Annotated in this window: 1 protein-coding gene (running past one end of the window); it reads right to left on the bottom strand. The window is 74.8% G+C overall.

Annotated elements, in window-relative coordinates:
* Positions 1 to 175 precede the first annotated feature (175 nt).
* On the bottom strand, positions 176 to 26,356 hold the 3' portion of the coding sequence (locus tag ACFPL3_RS08220) for a sigma-70 family RNA polymerase sigma factor (RefSeq protein WP_343943264.1). 17,757 nt of this gene lie beyond the right edge of the window; 26,181 of the gene's 43,938 nt are visible here — the last part of the coding sequence; the start codon falls outside the window, past its right edge; it ends in the stop codon at positions 176 to 178.

The raw sequence follows: 26,356 nt of genomic DNA, 5'->3' as shown, positions 1-26,356 counted from the left end.
GTGCATGACCACGGCCGACCCAAGCCAGAACCATTGGCGACGAATGCGGTCCACGATCAGCATTTCCTGGGAATTGCTCACTCCGAACACCTCCACGATTTCGGGTTCCTGCCGGCCGATGGATGGACGGCAGGACCGGGAGGTCCTCGGTTCCTCGTCCGCATCCCCGCGCGCGTCATGGCACGTCCCCGGCGGAGCTGCTCCCGGATCCGGAGTCCCGCACCGCGGCCTCGATGGCGGAGATCAGCTCCGCGGAGTGCCGGCCGTGCTCCTCGGCCGGCCAGGCCGGTGCCTCGAAGTGGTGGGTCTCGTGGTCCCGGACCGCGGGCCACCACCCGGACGCGCGCACCGCGGGCACCCCGTCCGCGACCACCACGAACACCCGGCCGCCGCGCCCGTCACGCAGGCCGGCCGCCCACACCCGGCCCGCCACCACGTCGGCGACCTGCGCGTCCATGCCGTCACGGCGCAGCCACCGCGCCAGCCGGGCCCGCGACGGCGTCCACAGCCGTTCCCCCCGGCCCACGGCGAGCGGGGGTCCCCGCACCCGCAGGACTCCGGCGACCCACCGGGCCACCCGCAGCCGGTGCGCCTGCCGGACCAGCACGCCGTGCACCCGTGCTTCGACCGCCGGGCTCAGGCCGTCGGCGAGCAGACCACCGCCTGCCCCGCCGCTGCTGTAGGTCGCCCCGCCGTCCCACTCGGACGGGTCGGCATCCCACAGCGGCACCGGCCACGCCGCCCGGGACCGGGCAGCCAGGTGCACCTCGGCGGGTGCGGTCCGGTCGAACCGCACCCCGGTGACCGGCGCCCGGTGGTCGGCGGCGAAGAGCGTCACGTACGCGGTGCCGTGGCCTGCCGGGACCCGCACCTCGCCCCCGGTCCGGCGCACCTGGCCGTCGCGCATCGTCACCCGGCGCAGCACGAGCTCGTAATCGGCACGCACGCGCGTGGTGTCGACGGTGCCGTTCTCGTAGAGCGTGGTCTCCCGGCGCAGACCACCGGCCCCGGCGATCCGGCGCGAGCCCTGCTCCCCGTGCGAGGTGCCGACGGTGACACCGAGACCGGCCGGCGTGACCCCGACGCCGCGGCCGACCGGGCGCAGCTGCCCGGTCGTCTCGCCGGCGCCCGCGGTGCCCTGCTCGCGGAACACCGTGCGGATCTCGACCCCCGCCCGGCCGGCGACCACGTCGTGCTCCTCGTGCAGCACGGCCCGCAGCCGCACCTCGACGTACCGGGTGGGCCGGCCGGGCACCGGGAACCGCCCGACGAGATGACCGTCGCCGCGGACCATGCGGGGCAGGAACACCGACAACGCCACCGGGGACAGTGCGGCGTGCAGCTCGGCGCGGTTCTCGTGCACCCCGAGCGGGCCGAGCAGCCGCGGATGCGCCAGCGCGGTCCGCAGCCGCGAACCCAGCGCGCTGCTGCCACGCGCGTCGACGCGCCCCTGCTCGGGCATCCGGAACGGCCGCGCCGGCGTGACGGTGCCGCCCGGCGGGGCGCGGCCGGCCACCCGACCGGCGGCGGCGACCAGCCCGTTGGGCACCAGCCGGACCATCGTCCCGGACACCGTCACCGGCGCCGTCGACCCGGACGCGATCGGGTCCGCGGCGGCGGGCGTGCGCCGGAACCGGTCGGGGCGCAGCCCGGGCAACGCCGGGCTGCGCTCGACGGTGATCTCGAACGCGATGCCGTGCCGGATGCGGTCCGCCCCGTCGAACGAACCCTGCCCGCGCAGCGTCGTGACCTGGTCCCCCGCGTCGCCGGTGCTGGTGCGGGACCGGTCCGTGGACACGCTGCCCGAGACGCCCTGCCCGGCCGCGTCGCCCGCGACGGAGAGCCCGCCGCCGATGCGGCGGCCCGCCGAGCGGCCGAGCCCGCGCTGCGCGTACGCGTAGTCCTGGAGCAGCATCACGACGGTGTCCGCGCGCCCCACCCGGACCGCGTCGTCGGCGAAGCTCGCCCGGATCCGCACGTCGACCCACTCGACACCACTCGACCCGACGCCCGGACGCACCCGGACCGGGAGCCGGGTACCGAAGCCGTCCGGGCCGAGCATCGCGTCGACGTGCCCGCGCCAGCGGGTCCCGGCCAGGTTGACGGCCAGCCAGTTCCCGGCCACGGCGTCGCGGCCGAAGGCGCCGGGCACGACGTCCTCGATCACCCGGTGGACCTCGTCGAACAGCGTGGTGGGACGCCCGCCCCGGACGAGCTCGGCGTCCTCGAACAGGCTCTCGGCCATGCCGGTCGAGAAGGTCTCGGGCAGGACGACGCGCTCCGCGTCGCGGTGGCGGCGGCGCCCGGCCGCGAGCACCTCGTGCAGCGGCGGCACCTCGCCGGTGTGCGTGCCGGCCGGGTCGACGAGCCGGGCCGCGACGGCAGCCGGCGCATGGCCCGCCGCCGGCACGCCGTCCCGGCGGGCGGCACGCAGGTCGCGGAGGTAGACCGGCACGAGCCGGTGCGCGAGCAGGTCATCGAGCGCCAGGTCGCGCTGCAGCCAGCGCTGCACCGCGTCGGACACCTGCTCCAGCGGGATCGTCCGCTCGCCGGTCTCGGCGTAGACCTGCAACGCGTCGCGCTCCGGCAGGGCGTAGAGCACCGTGCCGTCCACCGGTGCGGACCGCTGCCCGCCGACCTCCACCTCGATCGACAGGCCCATCCGGTGGACGTGCTGCTTGCCGACCTCGATCAGCAGCCGCTCCCGGCCCCAGATCGACAGCCACGACCACGACCGGCCTCGCGAGCCCGAATACGACCCGGAGGCGCCCTGCAGCACACCGCTGAACCCGTGATCGCGGGAGCCGCCCGACTCGGCGCCATTGCTGCCCAGCGTGAGGTTGATGTCCCCGAGGACCAGGTCGGCGGCCGTGACGAAGCGGGACTCGCCCGCGTGCCCGCGCAGCACCACCGGCACCCAGCGGCTGGCGCCGGTGGCCGCGTGCACCGCCCGCACCCGCGTCCGCAGGTCCGCCTCCAGCAGCTCCAGAAGCGACGAACGCAGGCTCAGCGCCGTCGTGAACTCCCGGAGCTGGTGCACCGCGGACGGGTCGAGCCTCCAGTCGCTGGGCAGCCGGGCCTGGGTCGCGGCCACGACCTGGTCGAGCAGCCCGTCGGCGTCCAGCGCCAGCGTGGTCATCCGGCGCAGCGTCCGGGCCGGCGTCGGGTGGCTCTCGATCCCGCGGTACGGCGTCGCGTCGGGCAGCAGGTCGTGCGGGAACAGCAGGTCGGCCGCCACGTCGCCGCGGCCGGCCTCGACGACCTGCCCGCCCGGGCGCTGCAGCTCGACCACCAGCACGTGCCCCATCCGGAACACCGCGGTCGGGCCGGTGCCCTCCACCAGCGTCACCGCGTTGCCGGTGGCGCCACCGTTGCGCGCGGAGCTGCGGCCCCCGCCGGCGTTCAGCCCGCCGGTCGCCGCCGCACCCTCCTGGCCCTGCGCGGTCGCGGCCACGGCACCGGAACCGCCGACGGACTGACCGCCGGACTGGCCCACCGTGCTGGACTTGATGTCGAGGCCGACCATCGTCCACGCCGTCGTGTGCCCCTGGTAGGCGACGGTTTCCCACCGCTGCTCGAGCCGGGTCCGCAGCACCGAGCCGTCCGACAGCGTGAGCGCGAGCTCCGAGGTGACGGCCTGGCTGTACCCGGTCTCCAGGCTCAACGCGGAGACGTGTTCGAGCACCGCGCGCTGGTCGGCCAGCTGCGCACCGAGCACCCGCCGGTCGCTCGACCACCCGGCCGGGTCCTCGGGCGGGACGAGCTGCTGCTCCCGCAACAGGTCGAGCACCTGGTCCCGCACGGCGCGCACCCCGGTCATGTCGCGGACCAGGGCGTGGCCCGGGTCGCGGACGCCACGCGGGCCGAACCAGTCCGGGAGCTCGGCCCGGCGGCCCGCCGGCGCCTCCGGAACCAGGTCACCGCGCAGGACGGTCGAGCCGGCAGTGGTTGTCCCCGCAGCGGTCGTCCCGGCAGCGGTCGTCACCGCGTCGGCCGCCACGGGGAGGCCGTAGCGGTAGGCCGCCGCCTCCGGCATCCGCAGCAGGGCGTGCCCGTCGGCCGCCACCCGGGTCGGCGGGTGGCCCGGCTCGTCGAGGCGCCGCACGTCCACCGTGAACGTCAGTCCGAGCCGGTAGCTCTGGGTGTGCCCCGAGTACCGGTGCACACCCGGGTGGATCGTGACCTCGCCCGCGCTCGACCCGACCGAACGCGACCACGACCGGCTGCCCTCACCACCCGCATCCCCGCCGGCCGCGAGCCAGTCGGCCACCCCGGCCACGAGCTGGGCGCCCTTGGCGCCGAACAGGGCGACCGCCACGGCCGTCGCCGCAGCCAGCACGAACGCGAGCGACGCCGTGAGCGCTCGCGATCGGCCCGCCGACTGCGCCCCGCCGACCGAGCTGAACCAGACGTGCAGGTCCTCCAGGAACTCCTTCGGCGTCGGCAGACCCACCAGCAGGCCGGAACTCCCGTCCCGGTCGGTCGGGACGACCTGCACCCCGGCCCGGGCGGTCAGGTGTGCGAGCGGGCGGCCCGCGCCGTCGGTGACGGTGCGCTGCAGCCCGGCCGGGTCGTTCACCGGCGTGGCCAGCCGACCCGGCAGCTCGTCGACCAGGAACGCCTGGACCTGCGCTCGCGTCAGATCGTCGCCGCCACCGATCGCGGCGACGGTCCGGTCCGCCAGCACCTGCCGTCCGTCCACGCTGATCGGGGCGTGGTGGGGCAGCTCGGTCTGCTGCCGCTGCCCGGCCGGCAGCTGCGTGGTCGAGGGCGGCGCGCGCGCCTGGTGGGCGTGCGACACCCACAGCGCCAGCAGATCCGTCGCCACCGCCCGGGCCGGATCCGCACGGTCAGCGTCCCGCCCGGGCACCCGGTCCACGACCACCCAGCCCGCTCCCGGGTCGTCGCCGCGCACGCCGACGAACCACCTCGCGCGCGCCTCGAACAGCAGGGAGTCACCCCGGTTGTCGGTGACGCCACCGCCGAGCGCGTACCCGCTCGCCGAGCCCGTGGACGACTCCGTGCGGCCACGGCTCCCGGTCACCCCGGCGGCGCCCACGGTGACGCCGAAGCTGCGCGCGGACGTCCCCGCACCGGAGAGCAGGCCCTGGACGAGCGCGCCCAGCATGACCTCCGACCCCCGGCGGCCGTGATCCGAGACGGGATCCGCCACCTCCACGAGCCCGTCGGCACGCAGTTCGATCCGCACTTCCGCCACAGCCGGGCGCGCGCCGGGCGGCACCCGCCCGAGCAGCGGACGCCGGACCACCGGCTCCCGGAGCACCAGGCCCTCCGCCGAGGCCACGTCGCGGAAGCTCGCGCGCAACGTCGCGTCCAGCTCCTCCGCGGTGTAGCGGCGGCGCGCACCCTGCGCCACCAGCTGCGCGTTCACCGTCTCGGTCAGGTCGGACAGGCTCGGCAGCCGCCCGGTCGGCACTCCGGCCGCGATCACGTCCCGCGACGGCCGCGCCGCCTCCCACGACTCCCGGTACGCCTGCGCCGCACCCGCCGCCGACCGCACCAGCCGGGCGAGATCGCGGACGTCGTCGCCGTCCGGCGCCCCGGCCACCCGCGCCGACCGGGCGGCCAGCCGCTCGTAGGCCCGCGCGGCCTCGTCCGCCGCCGTCCACGCCTCCAGGTAGGCGTCCCGGGCGTGGGTGGCCCGCTCCCGGGCCTCCGCCGCGACGGCCGCGTCCACGGCGGCCTTCCGGCTCCGCTCGGCCACTCCCCGGTCCGACCCGCGGGCCGACGCCTGCGCAACCGGCGCCGTGGCCTGCGCCTCCTTGGCCGTGGCCAGCTCGTCGAGCGCGGAAGCGGCGTGCGCGAACACGGTCTGCAGCTCGGCCACCGCACCGTCCAGCCGCTGCAGCGCGACCGCCCGTGCCCTCGCCGGCGGCACACCCAGGTCCGCCACCGCGCGGTCGATCTCCGCGACGCGCGGCGACAGGTCCTCGTGCAACGCGGTGCGCCGCCGATCCGCCTCCTCGACCTGCGCCGCCACCTCGTCGACCAGCCGCGTGCCGGCCGCCGTCAACCGCCCCGCCCGCGCCGCGGCCAGACCGCCGTGGTGCGCCAGCACGTCCTCGGCCACCACCCGCGCCAGGTCCCGCTCCGCGCCGGTCGCCACCGCGAGCGCGTCGATCGCCCCCGTGAGCGCGGGCTCACCGCGCGCCTGCGCGACCTGACCGGCCACCCAGGCCGTCGCCTCCAGCGCGATCCGCTCGTCCGGAAAGCCCCGGTCGATCTGCTCGGTCAGCGCCAGCTGCGCCACGTCCACCTGCGACGGAGGCAGCCGCACCGGCCGGCCGCCCGCCGCCCACACCCGGGCGCCGCCGTCGGCCCGCCACTCCAGGCGCTCCGCAGCCGCCGTCCAGGCCTGCAGACCCGGCCAGGTGCCGCGCACCAGCGCGTCCAGCTCCGCGAGCAGGGCCTGCGCCCGAGCGACCTGCGCCCGAGCCGCCCGCCCCGCCCGTAGGTCATCGACCAGCGACGTCAGCTCCTCGAGGACCCCATCCGCCGCCCGGGCGGCCGGAGCACCGGCCGGCTGCGCGGCGAACCGCTCCCGCCCCCGCACGAGCGCTGCTGCCGCCCGCACCTCGACGGCCCGCCACCGGACCCGGTGCACGATCCGCCGCGCGACGCGAGCGGTGATCCAGCGGCGCCCACCACCGATCAGCAACACCCCCGCCCCGAACGCGAGCAGCGCGGCACCCAGCGCCGGCAGCGCCCGGGTCCAGCGGTCACCCCCGCTCGGTGGGGCCCGCGGTTCCGCTGAACCGTCCGGAGTCTGCGTCGCCCCGCCGCCGTCCGGCCCGGCCGGTGTCCCGCCCTCGCCCGGCTGCGGGCTCGGCGACCCCGACGGCGCGGGCTGGGCCGGTCCCGGCCGGGGCGCGGGGAACTCGAAGACCTCGTCCGGCCGGATGCGGTCCCGGCTCCTCCCCGCGAACCGCTCGCCCTGCGCGTCCGCGAGCACGTCCGGCTCGGTGCCGAGGGCCGTCGCGATCCGGGTCAGGTGGTCGCCCGGCTGCACGGTCCACGTACCGTCCCAGCCCGCGGGAAGCCGCAGCCGCCACCCGGCCTCGATGTGGTCGGGGTCCGCACCCGGCGGCAAGCGGTCCGGGTTGGCCGCAGCCAGCGCATCGACGGAGACGCCGAGCGCGCTCGCGAGCCGGGACAGCGAGTCGCCGGGCTGGACCAGCACCTGTGCCGGGCGTTCGCGCCCGTCCGCGCCCAGGCGCGTCGACGCGGCGTTCGCGGCCCCCGCCTCCAGGAACAACACCGCCACGAGCATCGCGACCACCACCGCAGCGCGCCGGATCCCCGGCGCCTCCCACGCACGTCGGACAGCGTTCTTCAGCCGGCCGGGCAGGCGCGGGCCGTAGCCGTGCAGCACCCCGTAGGTGAGGACGGCGCCGACCAGGACGCCCGTCACGGTGCCGCTCCACCCGAACGCCTCGTACACCCGCTCGCTGACGCCCGTGGCACCCGCGTAGACGAGCGCCTTGACCAGACCCCCGAGGAACAGCAGCTCGGCCTTGTCCCGGTGGCTCAGCTCCCGGGACTTCTCGAGGAGCGCGAACAGGCCCACCAGCATCCCGGTGGTGGAAGCCTCCAGGAGCAGCAGCGCGAACGCCGCACCGTCCGTCGGGACGCCCAGGAGGTGCGCGCCCGTCATGATCGTCGCGCCCGCGAGGATCCCGACGGCGAACGCCCAGCCGAAGCGCCCCGGATTCGTGCTCAGGACCTCACCGGCGGGCGCGCGCCCCAGCCGGTGCAGCACCCAGCGCTTCGCCGCCTGCACGACGAACCAGCCGAGGACGACGAACCCGCCGATGACGAACGCCTGGTTCGCCAGCAGGGTCTGCCACGACGACGGGGACAGGGTCTCGCCGAAGAACGCCCGCCACACCGGGTCGGGGAACGCGAGCGTGGCCGCGTAGAACCCCAGGCCGCCGATGAAGGCGACCGCGTCGGGGCTGCGCCGCAGGGTGCCGGGGAGCCTGCGCATCGCCGGGAGGAACCGGACCCGCTCGGCCGCCGCCGCGTCCGCACGCCGGGGCGGGGTGACGAACCACGACAGCACCAGCAGCACGCCGTACGCCGTCGCCACCACGATGTCGGCCCGCACCACGGACGACACGACCAGCACGCCGACCAGCGCCAGCACCGGACCCGCCACCGCACCGAGGACGGCCTCCAGCACACCGGCGTGCGCCTCGCCCACGACGATCCGGTCCCCGTTGCGCCTGCGCTGCTCGGTGGCCCACAGCACCTGCATCTCCGCCGCGTTCAGGTGTCCGTAGTTCATCGACCCGACGACGCCTCCGAGCAGGCCGACGACCACCCACCCCGGCGCCCACGTGCCCACGAACGCCATCGCCGTGAACACCAGGACACCGCCGAGCAACGACCCCACCGTCATCGCGCGCGGGGAGAAGCGCTTCCACAACGGGGTCAGCGTGAACATCCCGACGGCCTGGCCGATCGTCCCCGCGAGTGCCAGCGAGATCAGCAGGGAGACGTCCTCGAGGACCGGCGCCTCCTGGAACACCGCCATCAGGTACATCCCGATCAGCAGCATCGCGTTGGACGCGCCCGCGGTGAGCGTGAACAGCCAGCGGTGCGCGAAGCTCGTGCCGCCGCGCCACCGGGCGTTCCACCCCGAGGTCCGGGCCACCGCGATGTGCCGGTCCAGCGCGGCGAGATGCGTCCGAGCCGTCCGGAGGTACCAGAGCTGGTCGCCGTCGAGCCCGGCACCGATCCGGCCCGCGAGCGTGTCCAGCCGCTTCAGCAGCGCACCGACCTGACCCGATCCGAGGTCCAGCTCGCCGCCCGTCGTCAGAGGCAGCTGCGCGTCGGTCCACCGGTCCGCCGGGACGGCGGTGATCGCGGCCCGCCGCTGGTCGATCGCCGCCCGCAGTTCCTCCCCGGACCGCACGTCCACGTTCGGTTCCGCGGAAGCAGGTGGGCCCTGCGGCCAGATCGCGTGCCGCAGCCGGGCCAGGGCCCGACGCACCGCCGAACGGGTGGTGGCGGCGGCCGACGGCCCGGCGTGCACCGGGTTCGCCGGATCGGCAGCCGCGAGCTCCCACAGTTCGTCCGGGGTGCGGCGGGTCCCCGGCAGCCGGGCGACGTCCGGGCCTGCGGCGAGCACGGCCATCGTCAGCGCGGCGCGCTTCGCCGGAGTCGCGCCGAGCAGGTAGTCGTGCATCCACGGGGCGCCACCGCGGGCGGGGTCCGCCGCGACCCACGCGGGTCTGCCTGCATCGAACACCTCGAGCCACCCGCGCTCGCCGGACACGACGTCGGAGCCGCGACGCAACCGCGGCACCAGCTCGGCCAGCCGGGCCACCACCGCGCGCTCCTCCGGGCCCCGAGCCGACGAGGGGATGCGCGCCAGGCGAACGAGGACCGCCTCCAGCGCCGCCGTCTGCCCGGTGGTCAGCGGCCGCAGGCCGGTGGGGTCGCCCCAGAGCGGTTCCGACCCCGGCATCCGGACCGACGGGGGCGCGACCGGCCGCGGGGATCTCGCACGAATCCACGCCACCACCTGGTGCCGGGCGAGCCAGCCGCCGAGCAGGAGATCCCCGACCAGCACGGCGTGCAGCGTCCCGGTCGCCCAGCCCACCAACATCCCCGAGAGAACGGCCATGCCGGCCAGCACCGGGCCCAGGGACGGCTCACCCTCGGCGCCGATCCCACCCACCTGCCGCAACCGCAACGGCCACGCCCGCACGACCGGGATCACGCCGGTGCCACCGGCCAACCGGTGCAGGCCCCACAGCACGGCAGCCGCACCGAGCCCGGAGACCACCGTGATCGCGACCGGCGGACTCGGCACCGACGCCACGACCACGGCGCCGAGCACCGCCACCGCCGCGAGCGGGACCACCGTCTCGAGCAGGGATCGGAGCACCGCAGGCGGGCTGTGGACCAACCGGGCGCGCCACTGCGCGAACCGCGACACCCCGAGCACCGCGACCACCCCGAGGACCACGACCAGCCCCATGACGACCAGCGGCCCCCAGTGCCCGGGCCACATGGCCAGCGCCCCCCAGTAGAGGAGGCTCACGGAGCCCGCGCCGCCCATCACGGCCAGGTAGCGGGGCGCGATCCGGCCCGGGCGGAGCGCGTCCACGATGCCCAGCACGCTCACGTAGCCGAACGCGACCGCCAGCGCCGCCGTCACCGACAGCAGGACGGGGTCGAAGGCCACCCAACCGACCTGGTGGATGTAGAGCAGGTTCCCGAGGTTCGACGTCACCGGGTACGCCACCCACGTCACCAACCCGTCGACGACCCGGTGCACCTCGGCCCCGCGGTGACGCAGGTCGTTGTAGGCCAGGTTCGCCGCGGACAGGCCGAACAGCGACACCGTCACCGCGTACAGACCGAAGATCCAGGCTTCCGTACCGGAGGCCGTGAACGCGGAGAAGGCCGTCCACGCCACGTTCACCACGAACGTGCCCAGCAACACCACCGTCCGCACCGCGCCCGCCGGGCCCGGCCGGTGCGGGATCAGGTTCAACCCGCCCCGCACCATGAACGCCGCGCTGCTGATGGCTGCCGCGAACAGGGCCGTGAGCGTCATCGGCAGCGCCACCACCAGCACAGCCGCCGCGACCACCAGCCGCGCCCGGCCGGGCGTGCGCGGCGTGCTCGCCGCCGGGCCGGCTCCACCGCCACCGGTCCCGGAACGACCGGCCAGGAGCGCACGCACCCGCTTCCACTGCGCGCCCAGCCCTGCCCGAGCGCGCCCGTTCCGCAGCGCCAGCAACAACCCGACCGCGGCCGCGTGGACACCGACGACCACGAACGGCATGTACGTCACCCAGCCACCGGCCGGCTGGCCGACCCCGCCGTCGGGCACCGACGGGCCGACCGCGGACGACGGATCCACCGGTCTCACCGGCCGCACCGGCATCACCGGCATCACCGGCTCCGACGACGGAGCAGCCACCGACGGGGACCGCTGGACCGCGGCACCACCCCACCCGCTCGGCAGCGCGAGCCGCCACCCCGGCTCGATGTGATCCGGGTTCCACGCCAGCGACGGGTACCGCCCGACGTTCACGTCAGCCAGCTGCGGCCATGCTCCGCCGAAGACCTCCGCGATCCCGCTCAGCGAGTCGCCCGGCCGCACCACCACCTCGTCGGACGCCCGCGTGATCGGGGCCGGAGCCGCGACGGCCGTCGACACGGCCCGCTCACCCGGCTCCACACCGTGTGCAGGCGCCGCCCCGACACCCCAACCCGCCACCACCACCGGCACCGCGAACGCCGCCGCCAACACCGCACGCACCACGACCGACCGCGACCTCGCCGGCGGTCCGCGCGCGCTCCACCCCTTCGCCCGCCCGGCCTGCACCGCCTCCACGAGCCGCTTCCCACCGAACGCGACCGCGAGCCACACCACCGCGACCCCCACGGCAACCGGGACCGCCCAGGGGGTCAGCAGCACCGCCGCCACCACGGATCCGAGCACGACCGACCCGGACGCGACGTGCAGGACCGCCAACGGTTCGGCGGCACCCCGCTCCCCGCGGCGGGCGCCGTCGTCGACCGGGCCCTCGCGGAACGGCGTATCGGGGGCGGCCTGCTCGTGGTCGGCGAGGAACAGGTCCACCTGCTCGCCGGTGAGCCCGGCGGCGATCTCGAAGATGAGCTGCGGCGACACGCCGTCGGTGCGCGCGCGCCGGATCGCCGGGGCCAGCTTCCAGTGCCAGTTCTCGAGCGCCTCCTCCGCCGCCCGGGCGTGGGCCAGGGCCAGCTCGGCGTCGGCCAGGCGTTCCTGGGCCACCTGCAGGTTCGCCTGCGCCTCCGCACCGCGGGCGAGGAACGCGCCACCCGGACCGAAGGCGAGATCGCGCTGCCGCCGGGCCTCGGCAACGGCGTCCTCCCGGGCGGGGACCGCCGATGCCCGTTCCTCCAACGTGGCGATCTCCGTGCCCACCTCCTGCACCGCGTCCCGCAGGTCGGCCACGGCCTGCGGCTCCGCGGCCGACACATCGGCAACGGCCGGCTGGACGCCCTGCGGAGCGCCAGCGCTGTCGGTGACCGGGACGAACGGGTTGCGCCAGCCCGACCTCGGCCGCTCGGCCTTCCTCGCGTAGGACCGCGCCCGGCGCAGCTCCGCGACCCGCTGCTGCGCCATCTCGGTCCGGGCCCGCCACCCACGCAGCTGACCCACCCAGCCGTCACGCGCGGCCGGCACCCGGTGCCTGCGCTCGAAGGAGATCAGCAGATCCCGGTGGTTCCGGGGCAGGAACCCGCGCGCCGTCAGGTCGGCGATCTCCTCCACCGCCTCGGTGAACAGCACGATCACCCGCTCCCCGCGCTGCTCCAGCGTGTAGGCCAGCAGGTGACGCGCGCCGGGGAGCCCCTCCTTCGGCACCGTCACCACCCGGACGCCACCGACCCACTCGGCCGACGCCCACGCGGCGTCCAACCGCTGCCGCAACTCGCTGCCCGGGGCCTCCAGGGCCATCCGGACCCGCCGCCCGACCTGACCCGTCCGGGTCGTGGCGAGCGACCCGCCGTGCCACCGGTCCCGGCCGATCCGCTCGGCCGACTCCACCCCGTGCGAAGCCGGGCGGATGGACTCCGCCTGCCGCACCCGGGCCGCCAGCTCCCGGCGCCGGTTCTCGAGGTCGGCGACGTCGCCGGTCGGCCGGACCCGGTACTCGTCCTCGTAGGCCAGGACGTCCGCGAGCAGGTCGGCGTCGAGGTGCCGCAGCCGCTCGTCGGTGAGGTGGACGGTGCCGTCGACCGTGTACGCGCCGACCTTGCCGATCGTCGTCCAGCCGCCGGCGGCGACGGGTTGGAGGGTGGAGAACGCCGCCAGCGCGTCGGCAAGGGCCTCGGCCGACACGACGGCGACGTGGGCCGGAGGTGGACCGCGGCCCGACCACCCCGACGCGAGCGGATCCAGCTTCGCCAGCCGCGGCAGCACCGCGACGAGCGCCGCCTCTTCCGCCCGGTCCAGCGGCTCGAGGGCCAGCGCACCGTCCACCGGTGCGGAGCCCGGCCCGTCACCGGTCCGCGTGGTCCCCGCGGCCTTCCCGGATCCGGCCGCGACACGCCGCGCGACCCCGGCCACCGAGGCGAGGGTGATCGCCGCGGCGGCGAAGGTGACGGTTGCCGCGAGCCCCCAGCCACCGACGTTGAACAGCGCGGCCCCGCTGATGCCCCCGAGCCCGTAGAAGACGGCCCTGGTCTGGCCCAGCGCACGCTCGATCGCTCCCTGATGCCCGGGCGCCACCCACTCGGGGTTCTTGAAGACGCGGTTCAGCGTCACGAGGATGCCGGTGGAGCCCGACTCCGCAAGGTAGAGACCGATGGCCACCCCGAGCGGGGTCGGGACGAACAACATCAGGCCCGCACCGACGACCATCGCCACCGCGAAGACCGCCGCCAGCGCGTACGGCCGCCTCTCCATCATGCCGCCGCCCCTGGCCCGGTCACCGATCTCCAGGATCACCAGCGAGACGATCCCGCCGCCGAGGAACGCGAAGTTCGACACGGTGAAGACCCAGGCCGCGGCGCCGACCTCCTCGAGGTGGTCGCGCCACACCGAGTCCGGGATCGCCAGCGCGAACGGGTAGGCCGCATAGGCGGCGACGAGCAACAGCGCGAGACCGCTGGTCAGCACGGTGCGCCACGCCTTCACCGCAGGCATGGCCTGCTGCTGGTCCCACCACCGGTCCGGCGGTGTGGTCCACCACGCCCCGATCACCGCGATCAGGGCGATCAACGCCGGGACACCCGCGGCGAGCGTCAGCGAGACCGGCACCAGCAGGTGGCTGACGTTCAGCACCACCCCGAGCGTGGTGACGACGACGACGTTCGCGACACCCGTGGCACGGCCCCGGTGCCCCGCGAACGCGGGCATGGCGGCGATCTCGTCACCGAGCTTGCCGAACAGCGGGGAGTTGGCGCTCATGACGAACCCGACCAGCAGGGCGGCCACGTAGTACAGCGGCAGGAACGAGGTACCCGACGCGAACAGCGCGACGGCGACCGCCCCGAGCAGCAGCACCCCCATGATCACCTTGCGGTCCTGCACCCGGTCGAACAACAGCCCCAGCGTGAAGGACCCGACGGCGTAACCGGCGGCGCCGGTCGCGAACAGCGACCCACCGGGGACGTGCTCGAACACCGCGTCATGACCGAACACGTTCATCAGGTGGAGCACGGAGATCGTGATCCCGATCAGGACCGAGCTCACCACCAGGTGCGCCCACGAATGCGACCTCGACGTGCCGCCGCGCCACCGCGCGTTCCACCCGGCCGTCCGCGCCGACTCGATGTGCCGGTCCAGCTCGGCCAGCACTTCGGCGTCCTGCGCGGGCGACTCCGCGGGCGTCCGGTCGAGGCGCGACAGCAACCCGCCGACCAGGCCACCGCTCAGGTCGAGCGCACCGTCCTCGGTCAGCGGGAGCTGCTCGTCGGTCCACCGGTCCTCGCGGATCGCCTGGATCGCCCGCACCCGCGCGTCGATCTGGGCACGCAGGTCGCCGTCGGCCGGCGCCGGTGGGCTGTGCGCAGAGCCCGCCCCGGACAGCCGGCTGCGGAGCGCACCCGTGAACGCAGCCGGCCAGGCCCGAACCAGCCGTCGGATCGGCGCCCGCCACCGGACGTCTGCGACGACCGCCGTCACGGCCGCGAGCCACCCGAGGGGCGGCACTGCCGCCGCGACGGTCGCGACCCCGTACGCGAGGGCGTAGCCCAGGAACGCCACGGCCACCACCCCCGCGCCGAAGAAGATCACGGCATCGCCGATGCGACGCCGGGTCGAGATCTCCGCGGGCGCCCGCTTCCACGCGAGCGCCAACACCACGGCCGCCATGCCGACGCTGTAGATCAGATCCCAGATGTCCGGCACGGTGTCCGACCGGAAACCGAGCACCTGATGTCCCATGAATTCGAGACCCCACCTGGTCTCGGCCATGAGGTTGGCCGCCAGCACCAGGACGACCACGGCCGGGGCGACGACCAAGCGGAAGTAGCGCACCTGATCGCGGGTGGCACCCGTCAGACCCGTTCGCAGGCGATGAACGAACCCGGTACCGAACTTCACCAGCACGGCGAACGCGAACGAGACGACCATCGACCCCGCCGGCTCCGCCAGATTTCTGGCGTGCGAGAACAGGTCGAACGGCAGGGGCACCACGGTCCGAAGACCGGGGAACGCCGGAACAACGACGTGCGACAGCAGGATCGCGCTGACCGCGATCGCCCCGAGGAGACCGACACGAAGGCGGTAGGCCGGGCGGTAGTCGACACCACCCGGCGGCGCCCGAGACGCCCACCCGTGGACCACCGACCTCAGTCGGCGCCACCCGGCCGTCACGGCCGCCGACGCACCGAGCACGAGCGCCGAGCTCACCGCTGCGAAGAGGACCACTCCGACCGTGGCCCACCACGATCCCGCGGCGAGCCCGGCGACCACCCCGACTCCGACCACCAGCGCTGCCACACCGAGCCGGTGCACCGAGGCGTGCTCGGCCTGGGCGCCCCGGAAGATCAGCGTCAGCCGGTGCAGAACCCATGGCAAGACGGACCTTGCCGTGCCGGCCTCAGCTGCGCGCAGCCGCCGGTGCGCGGCCCGCACCAGAGCCTTCAGCCGCGTCACACCGCCGACCAGCTCACGTGAGGCCGGCGGGCCCCGCGCCCGCACGTCCGCCGGCGCGTTCGCCGCGCCGCTGCGTGCTCCTCCGAACGTGTGCCCCGTCGCCGCCGAGCCGTCCCGGCCCTCGTCGGGCACATCCGCGGCCGGGCCGCCCGGCCCACCGCCGCTGGTGGTGTCATCCGCTGCGGCCACCGTCGCCCGAGCGGCAGCCGCCCGGGTCTGCGCGAGCCGCCGCTCGGTCGTGGCGATGTGCGCCTCGTACCGCGCCACGAGGTCGGCGAGCCGCGCGTCGAAGCTCTCCGGGGCGGCCGTGGCGTCCGCGGGCACCCCGTACCGGGCCAGAATCCCCTCGACCTCGGCCGCCGTGATCCCGAACGCCTCGGCGACCGCCCGGACCTGCCGCTCCCGCAACGGCTCCGCGGGTCCACCTCGCTTCGCGGCGCCCGCCGGCCCGGCCGGCCGGCCACGTACCCACCGAGCCACGAGCGCCGCCACGGCGGCCGCGAACGCACCAGCCATCCACACCGCCGGTGCGGCGTCAACCGCGTCCGCGCCGCCGAGCCAGGCCGCAACGGCCACCAGCGCGGGGCCGGCCACCGCCGGGTGGTTGTCGGGCCGGGCCTGCAGCAGCGCCTCACCAGTCGTCGACCGCGCACCCCGGTGGTGCAGGCCTGCGCGCACCACCCGGGTCAGCAGGACCGCGATCAACCCGCCGATCGCGAGGGCCTGACCGCGTGGGCCGAGCCGTGCGGGCACCGTCAGCGCACCCCGCCGGACCGGGTGGTGCACGCGCGTCCCGGACGCGAAGACGGCACCGGGCTCGGACGGCCCGCGAGCTGACCGCAGGGTCACCGTCGCGGACGGACCGACGAACTCCCACCGCACCTCGCCCTCGCCCCTTCGGGCGACCGGGCGGCGGATCGGGTTCGCCACCGCTTCCCGCAACGCGGCCATGTCGCGGGACAGCGCGGCCGGCACCGTGACGGGGTCGACGGACCGCGGACGGACGAGCGCCTGCGCCCCCTTCCCGGCGATCACCAGCCCGATGGATCCCCGGGCTTCCGAGTACACGCGGAAGTAGCTGCTGTGGGTGTCCATGGGACGCCTCCAGCTCCCGGTCCCCGCGTCGATCACCGTGGCGCCGAACGCCGGGTGCAGCGGGTCCGCGCCCAACCGGAACGGCGCCACCGCCGAGACGGGGTCGCGGGCCGCAGCGGTCACGAACACGTGGTCGGTCTCGAACGGCTCGCCGGGCACCCGCTGCAGCTCGGAGACGCGGTCGACGGCCAGCCCGACCGTGCCGACGGCGACGAGATCGTCGACGGGGAGGCCCAGGGTCCGCGCGGTGTACCCGGCCACCAGTGCGCCGTAGCTGTGCGCGACCACCGTGAGGTGAGCCTCCGGACGCACGTCCCGCAGCTCGGTGAGGAACGCGTGCAGGCGTGGCGCCGCATCCACAGCGGGAGCCAGCCGTGCCGCTGCGGCGAGGTGCCGCGGCATGTCGTCGTCCTGCCAGATGACGTACGCGGTGTCGGCCCGATCGACGGAGCTGAGGACCATGCGGGCGTACTCGATCTCGGTGCCGATCCTGGGCAGCCGCTGGCCCATCCCGGAGAGCCCGACCACCACGTTCTGTGCGGTGGCGACGTCCCCGATCGCGATGACGGTGTGCCCCCGGCCGACGGTGTCGAGCTTGAGCAGCCGCACGCCGCGACGGCGCAGCAGGATCTGGATCGCGTGCGCGCCCGCTCGCATCCCCGGGCTCAGCGGCCCACGCAACGCGCGCGTCAGCGCCGGCGTGGCCGTTGCGGACAGCCCGTCGAGCCAGGCCCGCGCCCGCGCACCGGCGGGGTCGGCCGGATCCGAGGGCGGGGAACGAGCACCCCGGCCCCCGATCCACCCGCGTCGGGCCGGCCACGCCACGGCGCCCGCCACCCCGGCCGCCAGCAGCGTCGCCACGGCAGCTGCTGACGGCCCGGCCGACCAGAACGCTCCGGCCGCGATGGTCGCGATGCCCAGAACCGCAACGAGCACATCCGGACGAGCACGGCCGGCCTCGTCACGAGGCCCTCGGGTGTCGGCCGAACCGTCGGGCGTGTCCACGACGAACGCCAGGTCGACCCGGCCGCGATCGACCTCGGGGAGGACGATCCGGTCGAGGACCTCGTACCCGTCGATCGTGATCTCGTCCAGCGGGACGCCATTCACGAGCGTGCGGGTGGTCACCAGGCCCCGCCCGTCCTCGACCCACCGGAACACGCCCGCACCGAGCTCACGACCGCGATGCCGGAAGATCGGCTCGACGCGACCCGACGGGTCGGTCGTGGCGGCGGGGCCGGCCAGGGCCCGGCGGACGAAATCGGCCACCGACCGCACGTGTACGGCGTGGCCGAAGCTGCCTCCGTCCTCGATGCGGGCGACCAGGCTGGCCAGGGCGCCGCTCGGCGCGAACAGCGGTGTTCCGAGCCTGGCCGGGCCGCGCAACCGGGCCCGGAAGAATCCGTCCTTCGCGTGGGAGGACTCCGTCCAGGCCGTGACCGGATCCGGCCCGGCCAGCACCAGCCGGTGCGGAACCTTCGCCCGCGCCCCGTGCACCACGCGTGCCACTGGATTCCTCAGTCCCCGCACCTCGACGACCGCAAGACCGAACTCGGACATGTCGGACTCCGCCACCCAGCGATCGACCGGTCTCCCGTCGATCCGCAACCGCTCGAGGTCGACCGCGTCGAGGAGGTCTCGGATCGTCAGCACGTACGCACGATCCAGCTGCCGCCCGACGACCACGCCTGCGCCCACGACCCGACCGCCCGACGTCACGACGACCGCGGACTCGCGCGCCGCCTCGAGCTCCGCTTCGGAGCCCTGCGACGCGTGCTGCCTCGGCGCCAGTACCGCCGAACCGAGGGTGAGCCGGCCCGCCGCCTCCAACCGGGCGAGGACGCGACCCGCGTCCTCGTCGTGCCCTGCGACCGCAACCCCGGTCCGCCCGGGAACGACGTGGTGCTCGCGGCCGTGCCGCAGCACCCGACGGAGCAGCTCCAGCTCTTCCAGATCCGCCAGGCGCTCCCGGGTGATCGCATGCACCCCGACCTCGTCGGCCTCGTCCCAGAACGAGTACTCGACCAGCCCCAGAGCGATCTTGCGCGCCGACAGCTCCGGGCGCCGCATCCGCCGCAGGTCCCGGTACACGTCCCACGCGGTCGGGAGGAAGAGCTCCTCTCTCCTGTGCAGCAGCCCTCGCTCCTGCAGCCTCTGCGTGGTGGCGTCCATCTCCGCCACGACCTTCCGCTGTGCGCGGCCGTTGCGGATCCGGTGCCGGTGCGCCCGCAACACCGACTCCAGGTCGGCCCGCTCGTCCGGCGTCAGCCCGTCGGCCGTCGGCGCCCGGCCCGCTTCGCCGTTCGACGACCACCGTCGGACCGGATCGCCCCCTGAGGCGACGAGCCCGGAGGCAGCCCGAGCCGAGATCTCCGGGGCGGGCGCGAGGGTGACCTCCCAGAGGTCGTTCCTCAACCGGCCGTGCACCCACACGCGCCGGGACGCCCGCACCAGGTCGGCGAGTTCCTCCCGAGTGACGTCCTGCTGCTCCCCGACCGGGCGGGCGTCGGCCATGACGGCCTCCGGGTCCCGCACCGGCGGGAGGCGGTAGGAGCCGGCGGGAACGGTCGGGTCCGGCCGGGTGAGCGCGCGGATCTCCTCGGCCCACCCGAAGGCCGAGTCGAGGTCCGAGGGCAGGTGCCCTGCCTCGAGCACGTCGGCGAACCAGTCCAGCCGCTCCGCGACGCGCGCCGCCAGGTCCTCGCTGGGCAGCACCGACAGGAGGGCCTCGTGCTCGGCCACGAGATCCGCGAACTGGGCCAGGACGTCCTCCGTCGTGAGCCGGTGGAAGATCACGCTGTCGACGGGCCGCGGCGTGGCGAACCGGTTCGTCTTGCGCAACGCCACGTCGAAGTCGATACGGCGGGCGACCGCCGCCTCCGGCTGCTGGGTGACCAGGTTGCGCGGCCTGGTCCCGTCGAAATCGGCCATGAGGGCGGTGATCCCGTACTCCGCGGCCAGCGCGTCCCGGATCGGAACGTCCGCGGCGGCGTCGAAGTCGGGTGCCGGACCGTCGAGGTACGGCTCGACGGTGACGATCTCGCCCACCTCGGCCACCGTCCTGCCCGCCGCATCCCGGAGGGGATCGAGGACCACCGCGAGCCGGACGTCCACGGGCGCGACCACGTCCCCGCCGACCATCCGGTAGACGGTCGCCGCCGTCACGGCGGGCACCGCGATCTCGCCGAGGCGCTTGACCACCTCCCGCGTCCCGTTCCCGTCGACCACCAGCAGGACCTTCGACCGGCCGTGCTCGTCGACCACCTCCGTCAGGACGCGCTCCGCGGTGTAGCGCCCCCCGTGCAGCGGGTGCACCGCCACCCCGGCGACCTGTTCCGGTCCGGCGTACGCGCGGTACTCGGCGACGATCGCCCGGTGGATCCGGCTGATCAACCGCAGTACGTCGGCACGGTGTGCATCGCCGCCCGCGTCGGTGTCGCGCAGCTCGTGGTCGAGGACCTCCTCCCACATCCCGATCCGCCGCAGCACCGCCAACCGTCGCTCCGACACCGCCACCACGACCGTGCCGTCGCCCGCGCGCCACCGGAACGCCCACAGCCCCACGATCCGGCGTACCTGCTCCGGCGTGGCGTCGCGCCGCCGGAGCTCGTGCGCGACCTCCGCCAGGTCCGGCGTCCACACCTCCGCCGGCGGCGCCCGAGCGCGCCGCTCCTGCGGCCGGTGCACCGCCGGCCGCCCGCTCGCGGCCCACACCGCGCCGAACGCCGCCGCGGCCAGTGCGACGTCCTCGGCCGGGAGGTCGCCCAGCGGGTGTGCCTGCGCGCCGTCCCCGAACGGGCCGTCGGGGAAGGTCGCGTCGAACACCGCCCACTCGTAGTCGGCGATCCCGGCGGCCACCCGGCCCCGCAGAACGGGATCCGCCAGCTTCGTCCTCAGCGCGGACAGCACCCGGTGCCGCTGGCGCACCCCGAGCAGGAGCAGCTCACGGGTGACCGCCGGTTCCGGAGGAGTCCTCGCGTACGCGGCGGCGATCTCCCACCTGACCCGTGCCACCCTCCGGCGGTGCAGGTGGACGGCCAGGTTCTCGGCGAGGAGCTTCTCGTCGACACCGTCCTCCACCGCGTGCTGCGCCTCGTCCATCGTCGACCGCAGCTCGTCGATCTTCGCCGGAAGGCGCTCCGGGTTCTGCCGCTGGACCTCGTCGATCTCTTGCAGCGTGTCGACGTACTCGCCGAGCCGCCACAGCCGCTCGAGGTCGGCGTCCACCGTGGCCCGCGCGAGCGGCTCTTCGGTGCCCAGCAGACTGTCCGCGAACCCCACCTGGCTGTCCGACACCAGCTGGGAGAGGTGTTCCTGGAGCGGCGCCAACGACTGTCGGTTCGCCAGCGCGACCTCGGCGACGTCGTCGCGCTCGAGACCGCGTGGTAGCGCGCTGCCGATCCGGGAGTCCAGCCGCGCCGCCGCGGTCAGGGTGCGCCGGAGCGCACGTTCGGGCTTGCTGCGCCAGACGGCCTGGACACGTGCGCGCGCCCAGCTCGTGACGCCCGCAAGACGCGCGCGGACCTCCGCGCGGTGTCGCCAGAGCACGACGCCAGCCACCGCCGCGATGATCAGCATCCCGATCACCCGCTCGGGGACCAGGACGTCCGTCATCGGGGTCTGCGCGCCGAAGTGGGCGGCGCCCAGCGACAACGGCAACAGGACCGCGGCGTTCGGGTTGTTCTCCTGGTGGCTCGACCGGGCCTCGTCGGCCGAACGCCCACCCGGCGGACCCCGACGCGAGATCGCGTTCCGCAGGCCCGGCAGTGCACGACGGATCCACGACCGCTGCCCATCGGCCGTCGATCGCTGCGGCAGGACCGCGACGACCAGGCCGATCGCCGCGATGGCGGCCAGCCCGATCATCGTCCGCTCCCCGCTCGCGGTCGCGTTCGACACCGAGGTGTGCGCGACCAGAAGAGCGGCGGGCCCGACCACGCCGAGGTACCGCGCGCGCTCGGCGGCGGTCTCGGCGATCGCGGTGACCTCGACGGGGTCGAGGCCCGTCCGGCGGGCGACGACGTCGACCGAGAGGCCGCCGCGCAGCGCGCTGCGCGCGTAGCCGTGCGGGTCGGCCCGGATCAGGTGCCTGCCGGCCGCTGCGGCGCGCGCCTTGTGGAACCCGCGGCGTGCCACGGCCAGCACCACGAGCGCCACCGGCAGCACGACGACCAGCGTGATCGCCGTGGCCCAGGACACGCCCGGCCCGATGGGCACGGTCTGCACGACGAGCAGTGCCACGAGGAGGAGGCGCAGAGCGCCCCCGGCGATGCGACGGTCGAGCAGCGAGCGGAGCGCGCCGGCCCAGCCACGGCTCACGTCGGGCCGGCCCTGGCGCACCAGGTTCACCATCACCACCATCGCCGCAGTGATCAGCAGCGGCATGAGCGCCCCGAACGACGGGATGAGCGGGATCGGCGCGGTCATCAGCCCGAGCAGGACGAGGGTGAGGCCGAAGTAGGCGGTCGCGGAAGGGATGTGGTTGCTGGGCTTCGCGCCCAGCCCCAGCTCGGTCTGCCAGGCGAGGTGGGTCAGGTAGCCGGTGGAGCCGGTGAGGACGAACGCGGCCACCACCTTCGCCGAGATCACCGCGCCGACCGCGGCGAGGAGACCCGCGGTGAACGCAGGCGCGTCGAGCCCGCTGCCGACGAAGATCGCGGTCAGGCCGAGGTTGGCCACCGTCACCACGGGATAGGCGAACAGGTTGGTCAGCGTCCGCGCCCACGGCCACGCCCCCGAGTTGAACTTGAACCTGCCCGAGCGAAGCGAGGCCCGCGCGGGCAGCAGCAGGAGCACGTCGGCCACCGCGTACAGGCCGAAGGTCGCTACGGCCAGCAGCAACCCACCGGCGAGGGTGCTGTCGGCGTGGTAGGCGATGTGCACGACGTAGGTGACGGTGATGATCGCGTTGATCACCCGGCCGAGCGGGGTCTGCGCGGCGGTGGACAGCAGCGAGGTGAACGTCGGTCCGAGCGCCCGGGTGCCCTCGTCCGCGGTGGTCGAGTACTCCGCCACCAGCTGCCCGTTCCGGTCGTGCCGGGTCTCCCCCGGCCCGAGCGGCCGGTTCGCCAGCCCGTGAACGGGGTGGAAGGCATTCACGAGGAACCGGTCGACGATGGCGCGGAACATCTCGATCCGCCACTCGTCGATCCCGAACCAGCGGGCGTTGCGCAGCACCATGTCGCGCAGGCGTGCGATCTTCCACGGGGCGACGTCGGCGCGTTCGATCATGCTTTCGTGCGTCACGCGGACCTCGGACTGGTCCCAGACCCGCCACAGGGTCACCAGCCCTCGCACGACGAACGCCATCGCGGCAGCCCACGCCAGCGCCACAGCGGGCACCCACACCACGGCCACGACGACGATCACGGTGATGGCCACCGCGTCCACGACCACCAGCCGCTTCATGGCGCGCCTGGTGGCGGCCGACCGCCCTGCGATCGTCTCGCGAACGTCCTCGATCTTCGCGTCCCGCTCCGACACCAGCTCGAGCACCGTCGCCTGCCACCTCGGCGCCTGCTCGGGCTCGACGACCCGGGCCACGTGGTGCGCGGCGAGCAGCGCGGGTAGCGACGTGGAGCCGCCGGGCAGCGCCTCACCGGCCGGCCTGGCCTCCCGGATCGGGGTGCGCAGCGCCGCCGCACGCCGCAACTTGCGCCGCTCGCTGAGCGAGTCCTGGATGCCGCGCCGCCACAGCCGCAGCGTGTTGCGCCCGACCATGGTCCGGTCGTTGATCACCTTGCGCCAGCCCAACATGTCCGCGAGCTGCCGGCCGTCGTCCCCGGCGAAGGGGGTGGCGGGGAGAGCGGAGGCGTCGGCGTCCCGGGCCTGCGACTCGGGCAGCCGCACAGCCTGGCGGTACCGGTAGCCCTGCAACCACCGCAGGTGCACCTCGTCGCGCACCCGGTCGCGGTACTCCCGGGGGAACTCGTCGATGACGCCGTCCCAGAGCCCGGAGCGCACGTTGCGCAACCGCCAGGCCCGCACGTCGTCCTTGGCGGCCGACAGCAACCGGATGAGGTTGCCGTACAGGATGGCGTCCCGCGCGCCCGGCGCCACGGCCTCGATCTCGGCGAGCAGGTCCGTCATGTCCCGCACGTGCCGCATGTGGTGGTGGGTGGTCGGGGACTTGATGCTGTCGGTCCCGAAGATCAGCATCCCGGCGTTCCGCGCCGCCATCTCGACCCACCGCTGCCGGATGCCCGGGTCCCGCTTGATGTGCTGGGCGAGGTCGTTCCAGGACACGTCGACGTGCAGGTTCGGGAAGCGCTCCGCACGCACCGCGAACACCTCGCGGTCCAGGAACTCCAGGTACGCCGGCGAGAGCGTGGTGAACTTGCCGACGCCGACGTGCGCCATGATCACGCGCACCCGGGGGTGCTCGCGCAGCGCTGCGAGGAACGCCATCAGGTACCGCATGTCCGGCTCGCCCGCGACGAGGAACCCGTTCTCGTCCAGCCTCGGCTTGCCCGCGTCGTTGTGGATCACCCCGGCCGCCCCGGACTCCTCCAGCGCCTGCAGGTACTCCTCCAGCCCGCGCCCGTAGGTCCGGCCGATGAGGTAGCGGTCGACGTGCGCCGGCTCGACGAGCTCCTGCTCGATCAGCATGTTCCGCAGCTGCCGGATCGTCTCCGGGTCCGCCCGCTCCGGATCGGCCAGCTCGTGCAGGCGCAGCACCACGTCGGCGGGATCGGCGGCGAAGAGGTCGTCCACGGCGACCGCGAGCTGCGGGTACGCCACCCGGTACGAGCCGGCCGCCAGCTGCTCCCGCAGGTGGGTGGCGATCACCCGGAGCCGGTCCAGCGTCCGGATGTACTCCGGGTCGAGCACACCGGCGGACTGCAGCGCGAGCTGCGGGGCGACGTTCTCCTTGTTGAGGGTCTGCTCCCCGAAGAAGAACGCGTCGTCGCCCTCCATGACCAGCATCGCCAGCATGTACCGGCGCAGGCCGGGCACGTCGAACCGCCCACCCGTGATCCCGGCGACGACCCGCCGGCGCTGCTGCGCGGGCAGGTCCCTGAGCTGCCGGAACAGGTGCGCGTCGGTGAGCTTCCCGCGCATGTCCAGCATGTTCACGCCGAACAGGTTCGTCGCCTGGAGGGCGTCGACGTCGCCGTAGTAGGCCAGCCCCCTGATCCGCTGCGGGATCGGGTGGTAGGTGATCACCACGTCGCGGCCCTCGTGCAGGTGCTGCCGGACGAGCGTGCCCATCCGGACTTCCCGCTGGTACGGGTAGCCGTGCAGGTGGTAGTGCCCGTCGGCGAACCGCGTGACGCCCAGTACGGTGCGCAGCACGCGCTCGTCGACCTCGGTGCCTTCAGGCTGCTGCAGGACGATGCTCCTGCCCCGGAAGGTCACCCGCTGCCCCAGCCGCCGCAGCACCTCGAGCGTCGGCAGGATCAGCCAGTCGGTCAGCGCGGGGACCTCCTCCCCGGCGATCTCGCCGACCGCCGGCGCCGCGGGCTCCTCCGCCATCGTGCGGAGCTTCTGCGCGAACTCGTCCGGGTCGTCGGGGTACAGCCGCTGCGCCAGCTCGTCGAGCGCGGCCAGCACACCGGCCCGGCGCCGCCCCACCTCGGCGGTGATCTCCTCGAGGTACTCCCGGCCCGTCAACGCGAACCACCTGAGGTCCGGCGCCGCCATCCGCAGGTCGTGCCACACCTCGTCGGCCTCGACCAGCGCGACCACGTCGCGACGGGTGATCCCCAGCGCGTCCGCCGCGAGCTGGTGCCGGTCCTGACCGATGAACTCGAACACCGTCAGCTCGTCGACCAGCCGGGCCGCCCACGAGTAGCGCTGCCCGTACTCGTCACGGGCCCGCGCGAACACCCGCTCCGCCTGGAAGATCTCCTCGGCGGTCTCCTCGGTGACGGCGGTGGTGCCGGCTGCCGGCGGAGCGCGGCCGAGCCGGATCCGGTTCATCCGGCGCGCCACCATCGGACGCACCCAGATCCACCCGGTGACGACCGCTGCGACGACGAAGCCCACGACCACGGCGGGCGGGGTCGACGACAGCTGCGCCATCAACTCCTGACCACCGACCGTCATCGCAACGAGCGGTGCCACCAGTGCCGCGAGTCCCGATCCCCGGTCGGTGTCGTTCGTGCCAGGAGGTAGGTCGTCGTGCGACGGTGTCTCCCGCCGGTGGGCCGACCCGACCGTCCCGCCCGCCAGCTGGGCGTCCATCTTCTCGATCGCGGTCGCGAGGAACGCGTTGATGAGCGCCGGACCGACCGCGGTGGAGGAACCCGGGCTCCCCTGCGACTGGATGCCGACCAGGTTCCCGTCCCGGTCCACGTACGGGCCTCCGGACGAGCCGGGGCCGGTGATGTTGCGGAGTAGAACGTTTCCGGCGAACTTCCCGGCGACCCGGCTCGGGACCGAGATCCGTTCCCCCATGGGATACCCCATGAGCATCCACCAGTCACCACGCGCGGGAGTGCGCCCCGAGCCCCACTGAACAGCCGGCCGATCCTCGAGCCCATCGACGGCCCACAACACCAGATCGACCGTCCGGCGGCCGAACCTGATCCCGTACCGCAGACTGTTGAGTCGCGCCATCGAGGAAAGCGGCCCGAATGCGCGCACGGGCAACGTCACGGAGGCCACCACAGCCGCCCCATCCAC

The sequence above is a fragment of the Pseudonocardia zijingensis genome, assembly GCF_042657305.1.
GTDB lineage: Bacteria > Actinomycetota > Actinomycetes > Mycobacteriales > Pseudonocardiaceae > Pseudonocardia > Pseudonocardia zijingensis.
The sequence above is the reverse complement of the archived record's forward strand: the minus strand, read 5'-3'. Positions and strand labels throughout refer to the sequence as shown.